The organism is Collinsella aerofaciens, assembly GCF_040910245.1.
Lineage (GTDB): Bacteria > Actinomycetota > Coriobacteriia > Coriobacteriales > Coriobacteriaceae > Collinsella.
In genome coordinates, this window is the sequence record NZ_JBDGAY010000020.1 from 36,422 (window position 1) to 49,030 (window position 12,609).

General features: G+C 62.4%; 8 protein-coding genes and 1 tRNA gene. 2 read left to right on the plus strand and 7 right to left on the minus strand.

The features are described 5' to 3' along the window. Positions 1-6: 6 nt before the first annotated feature. From AB5Z20_RS07695 to AB5Z20_RS07710, 4 genes are all read right to left on the minus strand, one after another. The gene (locus AB5Z20_RS07695; RefSeq protein ID WP_368156853.1) at positions 7-2,889 is read right to left on the minus strand and encodes a proton-conducting transporter transmembrane domain-containing protein; all 2,883 of its coding nucleotides are present in this window, start codon (positions 2,887-2,889) and stop codon (positions 7-9) included. A 285-nt stretch (positions 2,890-3,174) separates the two neighbouring features. After that, positions 3,175-3,570 carry a transposase gene (locus AB5Z20_RS07700; RefSeq protein WP_349090504.1) on the minus strand — a complete coding sequence of 132 codons (396 nt, stop codon included), beginning with the start codon at positions 3,568-3,570 and terminating at the stop codon, positions 3,175-3,177. Positions 3,571-4,018: 448 nt separating this feature from the next. Beyond that, positions 4,019-6,049 (minus strand): bilirubin reductase, long form, encoded by a 2,031-nt coding sequence (gene bilR / locus AB5Z20_RS07705; RefSeq protein WP_368156854.1) that lies wholly within the window; start codon positions 6,047-6,049, stop codon positions 4,019-4,021. 528 nt (positions 6,050-6,577) lie between these two features. Next, positions 6,578-6,654 (minus strand) — tRNA-Met (locus AB5Z20_RS07710). A 196-nt stretch (positions 6,655-6,850) separates the two neighbouring features. Between AB5Z20_RS07710 and AB5Z20_RS07715 the strand changes: the two genes are divergently transcribed. Further along, the gene (locus tag AB5Z20_RS07715; RefSeq protein ID WP_368142638.1) at positions 6,851-7,624 is read left to right on the plus strand and encodes a type III pantothenate kinase; all 774 of its coding nucleotides are present in this window, start codon (positions 6,851-6,853) and stop codon (positions 7,622-7,624) included. Between the two features lie 241 nt (positions 7,625-7,865). Here AB5Z20_RS07715 and AB5Z20_RS07720 read toward each other — a convergent pair whose 3' ends face one another. The 3 genes from AB5Z20_RS07720 to AB5Z20_RS07730 form a co-directional block, all read right to left on the minus strand. Continuing rightward, on the minus strand, positions 7,866-8,567 hold the full coding sequence (locus tag AB5Z20_RS07720) for a hypothetical protein (RefSeq protein ID WP_368156855.1): 702 nt from the start codon (positions 8,565-8,567) through the stop codon (positions 7,866-7,868). After that, positions 8,568-10,301, minus strand: coding sequence for a dihydropteroate synthase (folP, locus tag AB5Z20_RS07725; RefSeq protein WP_368156856.1), 1,734 nt, complete (start codon positions 10,299-10,301; stop codon positions 8,568-8,570). Between the two features lie 94 nt (positions 10,302-10,395). Further along, positions 10,396-11,148 (minus strand): NAD-dependent protein deacylase, encoded by a 753-nt coding sequence (locus AB5Z20_RS07730; protein ID WP_368156857.1) that lies wholly within the window; start codon positions 11,146-11,148, stop codon positions 10,396-10,398. Between the two features lie 113 nt (positions 11,149-11,261). Between AB5Z20_RS07730 and AB5Z20_RS07735 the strand changes: the two genes are divergently transcribed. Continuing rightward, a complete protein-coding gene (locus AB5Z20_RS07735) occupies positions 11,262-12,080 on the plus strand; it encodes an exodeoxyribonuclease III (protein WP_368156858.1) in 819 nt (272 codons plus the stop codon). The last annotated feature ends 529 nt before the right edge of the window (positions 12,081-12,609 follow it).

The window sequence follows — 12,609 nt, forward strand, 5'->3', positions numbered from 1 at the left end:
CGCCTCCTAAATAAACACGTCGACGAGGATGGGCATAAGGTTGAGCAGGCCAAACACCAGCGCCACGCCCCATCCGAGCTTAAAGCAGCTGCGCCAAGTGCTGCGCGCGAAGGTGTTGTCGATCAGGACCTCGACAAAGTACGTCGCGGCCATCACGACCAGGGCGACCACCCAGCTCACCGGGTTGTCCCAAACAAAGAACATGCCCACCCACATCAAAAACAGCACGGTCTCGCACCAGTGCATAAGGGTCATCTTGGCCAGCGTGCCGCCGCTCATCTCGGTGGCGACGCCCTGGACGATCTCCTGATGCGCGTGATGCGAGTACGAAAGGTCAAACGGCGACTTGCGCAACTTGATGGTAAGCACCGCGAGCAGCGCGAGGAAAATGGGCGCGCTGTACACGATGATGGGGGCCGACTGCCCCGTCACGGCGATGGAATCGAAGCTGTCGGTGGCAAGGTACAGGCCCACGCTCATCAGCAGAACGGCAGGCTCGTAACTCATAACCTGCAGCAGCTCGCGGTCGGCGCCGACCTGGGCAAACGGGCTTTGCGTCGAGGCGGACGCCAGCACCACAAAGATCGCGGCGAGCGTCACCATAAAGGCGCACAGCAGCGTGTTGGAGCCCGACACAAAGATGCCGCCGCCCACGACGGTAAAGATGAGCGCGCACGCCATATAGGTATCGTCCATGGTATTTACGCTGGCGGGGGCCTTGCGCAGCAGCTTGGCAACGTCGTAGAAGGGCTGCAGCAGGCGCGGGCCCACGCGGCCCTGCATACGGGCGGACAGCTTGCGATCGATGCCGTCGATCAGGCCACCAACCAAAGGCGCCAGCAAGGCAAACGCCACGGTGCCAATAAAAATGCCCACGACGCCCGAACCTTCAAAATACTTGCCGCGCAGCACCGAAGGCGCGCTCATGGCAAGCCGCTCGGGCCCAATCCACGCGCAACACAGCAGCGCAAACAAGATAATGCTGCAGCACACGACGCTACCCGCGGGGCCGATGCGCTTCTCGCCAAGGGCGTCCTCCGAGTACCAATTGCGCTTTTCGGCCTTCACCTCGTGTCCCATCGAGCCGCGGAAATGGCGATATTTGTCGGTTCCCACGCCCGAAAGGTACACGTTGACGCGCGGCTTATTGCTCACGCGGAACGACGTCAGCAGCACCACGGCGATAAACGCCACGATAACCACCATCAGATACATGGCGTCCTTGCCGATAACGTACGGCACGCGGCCAAACACCATGGCGAGGTAAGGCGACACCAGACCGCTCGAGATGAGCGGGAAGGCCACGCAGCACAGAATCAGCAGCGCGGCGATGGTGTTGAGCGCCATCCATTCGGTCTTATGGACATTGACCTCAACGTTTTGAGCCGTGGGGTCGACGCCCGAAAGCTTGGCGAGCCACTTGCCCCAGAAGAAGAACGTCGCGGCCGAGCCAAAGGCAAGCACCATGATCATGAGCACGTTGCCGGTCTGCGCAAACGCCACCAGGGCGCCCCACTTGGACACGAGCATGCCAAACGGCGCCACAAACATGCCCATGATGCCCAGCATCATCAGGCGCGTCAGGTGCGGCATGCGGCTGAACATACCGTCCATGTCCTCGATATTGCGGCTGCCGATATGGTGCTCGGCGGTGCCCACACACAGGAACAGCAGCGACTTTGCCACCGTGTGGAAAAGGATCAGGAAGATGGCGGCCCACACGGCCTCGGGCGCGCCGACGCCCAGGCAGGCACTGATGAGGCCTAAGTTGGAAATGGTGGAGTACGCGAGCACGCGTTTGGCGTTGCTCTGCGAGATCGCCATAAGGGCAGCGAGCAAAAACGTGATGGCACCCACACTCGTGACCATAAAGCCCGTCACGGGATAGATAGCATAGAGCGGGCTCAGCTTGACCATCAGGAACACGCCGGCTTTGACCATGGTTGACGAGTGCAGCAGGGCGCTCGTGGGCGTGGGGGCAACCATGGCACCGAGCAGCCAGGTATGGAACGGCATCTGCGCGGCCTTGGTAAGGGCGGCGAGCGACAGCAGGATGACCGGCATCACCAGCAGCGCGGATTGCGCGGTGCCGGCGCCGGAAAGCTCGATCATGCCCGAGATGGTCAGCGGCATGCCGTTAACGTGCAGGTACATGAGTCCGGCCAAAAACGCGATGCCGCCCAGCATGTTGAGGATGATCTGGGTGAAAGCGTTTTTAATGGCCTCGGGCGTGCGCGTGTAGCCAATCATAAGGAACGAGCACACGGTGGTGATTTCCCAGCCGCAGAACAGCCACTCAAGGTTGTCGCTCGTCACGATGACGAACATGGCCGAGAGAAACAGGAACATGAGCGCCAGGAACTGCGGGCGACGGTCGGGCGCGGTCTGCCCGCGCAGCGCGGCCTCGTGCTCGTCATGGGCCTGGAAGTCCTTCATGTAGCCCAGGGCATACACGCAGATGAGGCTGCCGACGATGCCGACGGCAAGCACCATGATCACGCTCATGTAGTCCAGGTAGAGCGGCGTCGCCGTGACGGCTTCGGCCGCGGGCAGCGTCATGGCTGCAAAGGCGAGCGAGCCCACCAGCTGGACTATGCCGAGCACCATGGTGAGCGCGTTCCTATATTTGTATGCGTTGTACAGGATGACGGCGCACAGGATGACATCGATGGCGGAGCTGATGATCGAGAGCACATGCGAGGTACCGGGGGCAACCTCAAAGCTCTGCGGACCCGTGCCAAAAAACATGACGGAGACTACAACTGTCACCGCCATAATAATGCCGGAGCCTATGAGCCCCACCGCATCGCGGGCGCGGTCACCGCGCGCGAGCAGCATGCCCAGCGCCGGTACCAGCGGAAACAGGGTAAGGAAATACAGTAGCGTCATACCATCACTCCCCCATGCAAAAATGCTGCAATTGTTTAACGTTATAGCTCAATTGAGGAGTAGCGGCGGCAGGTTTTCGGTCAACTGGGGAGTTTTAGGCGTACGGGGCAAGGGCGTGTCCGCTTTGGAGCAGTGGGGCGACGCTCCCCCTATTGCAGCGATGGGCGCGCGGGCACTGCACGCGGTTTATTGGCCACTTTGAAGGATGTCCCGATAGGCACGCGGCGATCCGAAAAGTCGGCACGGCAAGAAAAATGCGCCCCCGTGGGCGCACCATCCCGTTCGCTATTCCGCCTTTTTAACGCGCGGCTTGCGACCCCGCGGCTTATCGACCAGCGCCGCCTCGCCGCCGTCGCGGTACAGGCGGCACCAAGCCTTGACCGAAGACTCGCTAGGAATCTTGTACTTGATCATGGCCTCGCGAACCGTCAGGCCGTTTTCCAGGCGATCCTTTACCACGGCGAGCTTGACGTCGTACGAATACGTGCGGTGATGCGAGCCCGCGTTAAGCACTGCGTCGGCACCGCCCACGGCGTATGCGCGAGCCCACTGACGAGCCGTGGCCTGGGGAATGCTGAGCTCCGCGGCGAGGGCACGATGACCGACCCCCTCTTGGAGGACCTCGACGGCACGCTGCCTAACCTCGGGCGCATGCGTGCGAGTCCTTGTTGCTTCTGACATACCTGCCACTTCTTAGCCCTAAACGTTTACCTGTTTTCTTACGTGCATGTTAGATAGTAGCATTTTGCTGTTTGCTCAAAGCAGTTAATTAAAATAGACGCGGCATTATCTGGGCATTTGACACCTATTTACGGCGTTTCTTTATCGATTATTTACGCTGGTAGCTAGCTCGCAGCTAATCGTCATTCGTTTGCCAACAAAATTGGCATCTCTTTATGTCCTTTGGTCTAGAGGGAATAGTTATTAAACCCTCCCCCAATAATTTTGAGCGGCCTGCAAGGTAGTAGATGTCCTCACTCCTCATGATTACCGCGCATTGCCATCCATCAGAGCAAAACAAAAAGGCGGGGCCTGCTGCGCTTGCAGACCCCGCCCCGGTTGACACCCGATGGGACGCAGCCGGGCGAGGCGGATCCGTGCTACCGCCCCGCCCCGCCGCGATGTTCAACTACAGCTCGTTGGCCGCGTGATACGCCGTGCGAATGGCGCTCGCAATGTCGGCAGTGCGCTCGCCCGAGCAGTCGCCCACGCAGGTCACGGGCACCGTCACGCCGTCCAGGTCAAACGCGTTGGCCTTGGAGCCCACGGCCATCACCACGTAATCGCAGGCGATCTTCACCTGGTCCTCGGCGCCGTCCTCGGTGGTGCGAATGGCCTCCACGCCCTCGTCGGTAATGGCGGTCAGGCGGGTCTTCACGTGCTGCTCCACGTTGTGCTCTGCAAAGTCGCTCATAATCAGCGGCAGAATGGTCTCGGACTCGCCCGCGGCAATCTTGTCGAGCATCTCCACGATCGCCACCTCGCAGCCGTGCTGCAGCAGGTACTCGGCAGTCTCGGTGCCCACCAGGCCGCCGCCAATGACAGCGACGCGGCCCGTAAGCTCCGCCTTGCCGGCCAGCACGTCCCAGCTCGAGACGACCTTCTCCGAGTCGGCACCCGGAACGGGGATAACCACGTCGTGCGCGCCCACGGCCACAATCGCGGCGTCGGCGGCGTTGAGGTCCTCAGTAGTAGCGGCATGGTTGAGCTCAACCTTCACGCCCAGGCCGGGCAGAATCTTCTCGTAATACTCGACCGAGCGCATGATCTCGTCCTTGCGCGGAGGCGCGGCCGCCAGCACAATCTGGCCGCCCAGATGATCGCTCGCCTCGTAGACGGTCACATCGTAGCCGCGCTTGGCCGCCACGCGTGCGGCCTCCAGGCCGGCAATACCGCCGCCCACCACGGCGATCTTCTTGTCGCCCTCGCCCGGCTTGATGGCGACGGTCGCCTCGTCGCCGTTCTCGGCGTTGAGCACGCACGAGATGTACTTGCGGTTTTGAATCGCATCGACGCAGCCCTTGTTGCAGTTGAGGCACTCGCGGATGGGCTCACCCGTGGCAGCCTTCAGCGCAATGTCGGGGTCGCACATGAGCGAGCGGCCATAGGCGATGATGTCGGCCGCGCCGTCTTCCAGAATCTTCTCGCCGGCCTCGACCGAGATGACACGGCCCACGGTTGCCACCGGCACGGAGACCAGGGCCTTGACGCGCTCGGCCACGGGCAGCGTCCAGTTGTAGGGCATGGCGCCCATGGGCGGAATGGTGTCGCCCATGTTGCCGGTGTGGTTGGCCTGTGCAACCTGGATCATGTCGATGCCCGCGCCCTCGAGCAGCTTGGCGAACTCGCAGGCCTCGTCAGGCTGCAGGCCGCCCTTGCCGCGCGGCGTGCCGTCGGGGTTCTCCATGATCACGGGGAGCTTGTACTCCACCATCAGCTGCGGCGCGGCTTCCTTAATGGCAGCGACGACCTCGAGCGCGTAGCGAACGCGGTTCTCGAACGAGCCACCGTACTCGTCGGTGCGCTGGTTGAGGATGGCCGAGCACAGCGAACCCACCAGGCGATCGCCGTGGACCTCGATGGCGTCGATGCCGGCCTGCTGCGCACGGGCGGCCGAGGCAGCGATGGCTTCCTTGATCTGGGTGAGCTGTTCTACGCTTGCCTCGTTCACAAAGTGCTGCATGTCGTGGTGCAGCTTGGCGTAGGCCTGATTGCGGATCTCGTTGGACTCGGCCATCTTGGCGGCAAAGGTCTCCTCGTCGCCGGCGGCCTTGGCCTCCTGCGCGGCCTTGGCAGCGGCCATGGATCCCATGACCATGCGGCCGACACCGGGCACGTCATACTCGGGGTGGAACAGCTGCAGCGCGACCTTGGCGCTGTGCTTGTGGACGGCGTCGGCCAGTGCCTTAAACGTAGGGATCTGGGCGTCGGTTGCCAGCTTGGGCGTGGGGCTCGCGGTCATGACGGGAGCGACGTCGCCGATGACGATGTAGCTCACGCCGCCACGGGCCAAGCGCTCGTAAAAAGCCAGGCTGCGCTCGCCAATGGAGCCGTCGCGCTCCTCGTAGCCGGTGGTCAGCGGCGGGAACATAATGCGGTTTTTGAGCTCAAGGGGGCCAACCGTAATGGGCTGGAGCAGCTTAGATGCAGGTGCGGTCATGGATATTCCTCTCTTGTAGGCGCGACGGCGATGATGCCGCGTAGTTGTCTAGAGGATATGGCATGGGGGTACGACAGCACAACGAAAATCGGCGAATATCAGGTGGCGGCAGGTGGATGGGACGGGGCGGCCCGTCGGTTTGTCTCAATCTGTAACAACCACTCGGCAAAACCGGGTCTTACTGTTGCAGATCAAGATATTCATCTCGACCCATCCTCAACAATCTAGATCTGTAACATCTAGACCCACCTTTGGCCCCTACCTGTTACAGATCGAGACAAACAGAACCCGCCTGCTAGAAAATCTCAATCCGTAACAACAACTCGGCAAAATCCGTCCCTCGTGTTACAGATTTAGACAAACACGACCCAACCCACCGGTATATCTCGATCTGTAACATCTAGCCGTCCAAATCGGGTCTAGATGTTACAGATTGAGATTTTGTTTGAGAGGCCGAGAATTGGACCGAAAACACAGTCCCGCGATAACAAAAAAGCCCGCCGGCCAGGCCGACGAGCTGCAAGTTCTTGGTCGCGGGGGCAGGATTTGAACCTACGACCTCCGGGTTATGAGCCCGGCGAGCTACCAGACTGCTCCACCCCGCAATGTCTGGGCGCCTCATGTGCGCAAGAAAGAATATTACGTGGGAGTTCGGTAAACGGCAAGGAAAATCTCGTAGAGCATAATTCCTTCATATTTAAACCCCTCAGTACATATCATCGTAAACGAATCGCAGCCGAGCGCCGGCGGCGGCGCGTATACAATGGTGCGCGTCCTTTTACGCCGACACCTGGAGTAGACATGCTGCTCGCTATCGATATGGGAAACACGCAGACGGCCATGGGTCTGTTTGACGGAGACGAGCTGGTGCAGTCGTGGCGCATGCCCACCGACCGCTCCTATACCGCCGACGAGATCCACGTGCGCCTGATGGGCTTCTTTAAGATGTACGACCTTTCGCTCGGTGCGGTCGACGCGATCGCCTTTGCCGGCGTGGTGCCGCAGCTCTCGCGCGAGTGGCACGCCGTGGCCGACCGCATCGCGGCGGACGCCATCGTCATTGGGCCGCAGACGGCGGCCGTGACCAAGCTGCGGGCGGCACGCCCCCAGGCCGTTGGTGCCGACCGCATCGCCAACGCCGTCGCTGCCGAGACCTTCTACGGCGCTCCGGCGATCGTGGTGGACTTTGGCACCGCAACCAATATCGACGTCATCGACGAGGACGGCTATTACATTGGTGGAGCGATTGCGCCGGGCATCCGCATTTCGATGGACGCGCTCGCCGCCCGAGCCGCCAAGCTCGCCAGCGTTCCGCTCGAGGCGCCCGAGCATGCCATCGGCCGCGATACCGAGGAGTGCATCAAGGTCGGCGCCGTAACGGGCGCCGCCGCCATGGCCGAGGGCCTGGTCGCGCGCATGAAGCGCGAGCTGGGGCGCGAGGACGCCACCGTTATCGCCACGGGCGGCCTCGCCAGCATCGTCGCCGATTCGACCGATGCCTTCGACGTGGTCGACGGCCAACTCACCATCAAAGGCATCTGCGAAATCTACCGCCGCATGCAGGAGCTGGGGTAGGACGGGGACCTAAGTCGAGCACGCCCGATGCCACAGTCCCCGCAAACGTTCGCCAAGCCTATTCCTCAAATACACCCAGCACAGCGATATCGTGCATGTTTCCTATTCCTCAAAAACGAAAATATTTCAGTTTTGAGGAATAGGACCGAGATGCCGCCCTGCAGTCACGCGAAAGCCCTCCCCGGTGCAAGCCGAGGAGGGCTCCGTTGTCATCGTTATCTTTGAGCGCGGGCGCCTCGCGTTACAGCCCGCGAATCCGTACGGCCTCGGGCGGAAACTCTTGCTCGCCGGCGTCGGTCTTAATGGTCGCGCGGCCCCAGATGTCCAGGCCCGCAAACACACCGACCGCAAGTGGCAAGCCGTTGGGCGACACCGCCGCAACTTGGCGGCCCAGCAGCGGCACCATGTCGAAGTACTCGCCCAGCACCGGGGCCAGCGGGCCGGCAGCGCCCTGTGGTGTGTTGGCGGCAACCGCCCAGGCGTCAACGCGAGCGAGCACCGCCGCGGCCAGCGCCTCGACCAGCACTTCGTCGGCCACATCTACACCGAGCTCGCTCAGTGCCGAACGCTCAATATCCACCGTCACAGCACCAAACATGCCCGCGGCACCGGCACCGCCGTTGACAGCGAGGCGCGCGAGCGACGTCTCAAACGCAGGCGCGCCGCACGCAATGTCACTCGGCCACTGGATGCCCACTTTGCCGGCAAGCCCCAGGCCCGGCGTTGCGGCCGTGCCCACAAGCGCGTCCATCATGCCCATTGCGGCCACAAACGGCAGGCCGTGGAAGGCGTGCATGTTCACATCGGGGCGCACGACCAGCGAAAACGTCAGCGATGCATCGCCCTCGCTCCACGCGCACCAGCCCGCGGACACACCCTCGCGGCCCGCGTCACGCGCCGCATCGAGCTCGGTACCGGCGGCAACAGCATTCATCTCGATCATCTACATACGCCCCAATTCGCCCACGATATGGCCCACGCGGTCCTCGGGCTCCTTGACCTCGACGCCGTTGTAGCGGAAGAACCGCGCCGGGTCGTGCATCAGGTCCTCGAGCGGCACCAGCACAAAGTCGCGCTCGCCGATCAGCGGATGCGGCAGACGCAGCTTCTTGCCGCCGTGGGTCTCACCATCCATCCACAGCAGGTCCAAGTCGATGGTGCGCGGGCCATTGGCCTTGGCCTTTTTGGAGCGGTCGCGCCCCAGCTCGGCCTCGATCTTCATGAGCTCATCGAGCAGCACCAACGGCGCCAGTTCGGTCTTAATCTCGATGACGGCGTTGGCAAACGCGTCCTGGCGCGTCTCGTAGGCCGGCTCGCTCTCGTAGATGCGCGAGCAGTTGGACACGCAGGTGAGCGGGATCTCGGCAATCATGTCGCGCGCAGCGCGGATGTTGTCGCAGCGATGCCCCAGGTTGGAACCCACGGCCACAAACGCGCGGCGCGGCTGCGGCTTGGCAACGGCCCAGTAACCGTTCAGGAACTGCGCAAAGCCCGCAACGTCATGCACACGCACGATGTTGGCGCCGGCCTGGATGGCACCCAGGCACACGCCAAATGTGGCGGCATCGCGCGCGGCGGCCTCAGTCACACCCGAGACGGCGCCCACAAATCGCTTGCGTGACACGGCGCACATGAGCGGATAGCCCAGCGACGCCATCTTGGCGGTCTCGCGCTGGATGACGATGTCTTCGTTGGCCGTCTTGCCAAAGCCCGGGCCGGGATCGATGCAGATACGGTCGCGCGACACGCCGGCATGGATGAGCGTGCGGGCCTGGTCGGACAGAAAGCCCATGACGCGACGCATGATGGGCGCAGAATCGGGCAGGGTAAAGCGACGGAGCTGCGAGGTGGGCACGTAGGCTTCCTCGCGGCGGGCGCTGCGGCGCATCATGGCGGCCAGGTGGTCGCTGGGCCCTGGTGCGGCTTCGGTAGCTGCGGGCACGGTCTCGGGCTCTGCAGTCTCGGCGGCAGGAGCGGTCTGCTCGGCAGCCGGCGTCTCTGGCTCGGACTCGGGCGCGGGCTCCGGTTCGCCAAACGGCAGCGAGGGCTGTACCACACCGCCCGGAAGCTTGGCCTCAACCTTGGGCTCGCCCAGCAACTTGCCGCGACGGCGACGGGCCGGCTTCTCGGCCTCGCGCGCAGCCTCGGCAGCCGCTTCGCGCGCCTTCTCGGCAACAAACGCCGCAGCCGAGGTGTCGAGCTGCACCGTCGCGTGCGTGCGGGCGGGTGCGGCGACCTCGCCGGCGTGCATTACGATGACGCCGCAGGTGCTCGTCTTAACGAACTCAACCATCTTGGGATCGGTGAAACCCGTCACGTCGTTGACGATCGAGGCACCGCAGCGCACAGCCGCCTTGGCAACCGCCACATGACGCGTGTCGATGGAGACAATGGCACCCTCTTTGGCGAGCGCGCGCACGACGGGCAGCACGCGACGCGCCTCCTCGTCAGGGTTGACCGGGGTAAAGCCGGGGCGCGTGGACTCACCGCCCACGTCGATGATGTCGGCGCCGGCATCGAGCATCGCCAGGCCGTACTCGATAGCGGCATCCTGGTCAAAGTGCTCACCGCCGTCGCTAAACGAATCGGGCGTCACGTTGAGGACGCCCATGATGCGCGGACGGTCAAAGCTGAGCTCGTACTTTCCGCACCGCCATGTCTTGCTGTCGTTCGCCATGAACATCCTCCTAAAATGCCCACGCCGCCGCGCTCGGGCGCTGGCGGCGGGGTCGCTTTGCAATCAGTCTTTCTATTGTATCCGCGCGCGCGGGCTAGAACGCAAACGCGGCCGCGATGTCGCAAGAAATCAGCAGGTCGGCATTTGCATCCTGATCGGTGGGCGCCAAATTGCAAATGGCCAGCGTATCGCCAGTAAAGTAACGCGTGAGGCCCGCCGCCGGATACACCACGAGCGAGGTTCCGCCCACGACGAGGGCGTCGGCTGCGGCGATGGCAGCAACGGCGCCGGTAAGCACACGCTCATCGAGCGGTTCTTCGTAGAGGACCACATCGGGCTTGATGCGACCGCCGCACGCAGGACACATGGGCACGCCCGCGGCATCCTCGTGCTCGCGCGCGCAAATCCATTCGGCGCTGTAGACCGCGCCGCACGTCTGGCAGATATTGCGATGGACTGATCCGTGCAGCTCGAACACGCGCTGCGAGCCGGCCATCTGGTGCAGGCCGTCGATATTTTGCGTCACCACGGCGTCGAGCTTGCCGGCGCGCTCCAGCTCCGCCAGCTTGGCGTGGCAGTGGTTGGGCTTGGCGTTAAGGGCGATCATCTTGGTCCGGTAGAAGTCGAAAAACTCCGCCGGATGCGCCTCGTAGAAGCTGGGCGAGAGCATAGTCTCGGGCGGATAGGAAAACCGCTGGTGATACAGGCCATCCACGCTGCGGAAATCGGGGATGCCACTCGCCGTGGAAACGCCCGCGCCGCCAAAGAAGACCACGTTGCTATGGGTTTCGAACAGCTCCGCCAGCGCGGCGGAGGCCTGTTTGGGGTCCGATATTGCCTGCGTCATATATGTCCTCCGTCCGTGTCTTAGGGACGGCGGCGTTCGCACTATCACTCGCGGACTCCGCCCCGCTCTTGTTGCGTTAATCTTAAGCCTGCCAACCCCGTCGAAAGGACACCATGCCTCAGACTTACACTTTCGCCTCGTGGAACGTCAACGGCCTGCGCGCCGTGCTCAAAAAGGACCCGAGCTTTATCCAGATCGCGCAAGAACTCGACGTCGATATCCTGGCGCTGCAGGAGACCAAGCTGCAAGAAGGCCAGGTCGATATCGATCTGCCCGGCTATCACCAAACCTGGAGCTACGCCGAACGCAAAGGCTATTCGGGCACTGCGGTCTTTAGCCGCCAGGAACCGCTGCGCGTGCTGCACGCCGATGCGCTGCTACCCTACGCCGGCGAGGGTGGGACCGCCGAGCTCGTCGCCCGAGCCGCAACCGAGGGCCGCGTCTGTGCGCTCGAGTTCGACAAGTTTTGGTTCGTGGACGTCTATACGCCCAACGCCCAAAATGAGCTCGCGCGCATCGATGTACGCATGGCCTGGGACGATGCCTATCGCGGTTTTTTGGCGGGCCTCGAGCGCGAGACCGGAAAGCCCGTCGTAACCTGCGGCGACTTTAACGTGGCTCACGAGGAGATCGACCTTAAGAACCCCAAGTCCAACCGCGGCAACGCCGGCTTTTCGGACGAGGAGCGCGGCAAGTTTACCGAGCTGCTCGACGCCGGTTTTACCGACACCTGGCGCGCGGCCAATCCGGACGTCGAGGGCGTCTACAGCTGGTGGAGCTACCGCTTTAATGCCCGCAAGAACAACGCAGGCTGGCGCATCGACTACTTCCTGGTAAGCGACGCAATCGCCGGCAACGTACGCGACACCGGCATCCGCGGCGACATCTTCGGCAGTGATCACTGCCCCGTCACCCTCACCCTGGAGCTCTAACCCCCAAACGATCCCCCGGGGACGGAGGGAAACAGATCATTTTGGCTCTCCGAGGACACCTGCGTAATACATCTGCCGCGAAAAGCGCCCATCTACTACGTTTAAGCCGTTACCCTCAACCATAACCATGTTCTACGAAAAACCGCAGGCTTTCTACCTGCGGTTTTCTTTTCACATTGTTCACTGTGGTTGAGGACGGCGACCTAAACGTAGTAGATGGACCGCTTTCGTGGCGAGCACTCCCAGCTGGTCCCCAGTGACGGAGGAAAATTGGTCATTTAGCCTTCTGGAGCCCGCTGCGACCGTCATACGAGTCGGCGTGCGCAAAACTATGCCAGTTTACGGGGCTGAATCGCAGATCCCTGACCACACGCAATTCGAGCAAAATAAAGCCGCAGGTAAACGGCTTGCCCTATTACGGAAAATGCCGGTATGGTCGGTCTGTGTCAATCCAGCCCCGTAAACCGGCATAGTTTTGATATGACACCAAGGCAATATTGATTCTCGCCCCGGCGCAACCGCCATTACA

What these genes read in the sequence shown, in the direction of transcription:
- AB5Z20_RS07715 (WP_368142638.1), top strand. Translation starts at nt 6,851, where the DNA reads ATGCTGCTCGCTATCGATATGGGAAACACGCAGACGGCCATGGGTCTG.
- AB5Z20_RS07735 (WP_368156858.1), top strand. Translation starts at nt 11,262, where the DNA reads ATGCCTCAGACTTACACTTTCGCCTCGTGGAACGTCAACGGCCTGCGC.
- bilR (WP_368156854.1), bottom strand. Translation starts at nt 6,049, where the DNA reads ATGACCGCACCTGCATCTAAGCTGCTCCAGCCCATTACGGTTGGCCCC.
- folP (WP_368156856.1), bottom strand. Translation starts at nt 10,301, where the DNA reads ATGGCGAACGACAGCAAGACATGGCGGTGCGGAAAGTACGAGCTCAGC.
- AB5Z20_RS07700 (WP_349090504.1), bottom strand. Translation starts at nt 3,570, where the DNA reads ATGTCAGAAGCAACAAGGACTCGCACGCATGCGCCCGAGGTTAGGCAG.
- AB5Z20_RS07720 (WP_368156855.1), bottom strand. Translation starts at nt 8,567, where the DNA reads ATGATCGAGATGAATGCTGTTGCCGCCGGTACCGAGCTCGATGCGGCG.
- AB5Z20_RS07695 (WP_368156853.1), bottom strand. Translation starts at nt 2,889, where the DNA reads ATGACGCTACTGTATTTCCTTACCCTGTTTCCGCTGGTACCGGCGCTG.
- AB5Z20_RS07730 (WP_368156857.1), bottom strand. Translation starts at nt 11,148, where the DNA reads ATGACGCAGGCAATATCGGACCCCAAACAGGCCTCCGCCGCGCTGGCG.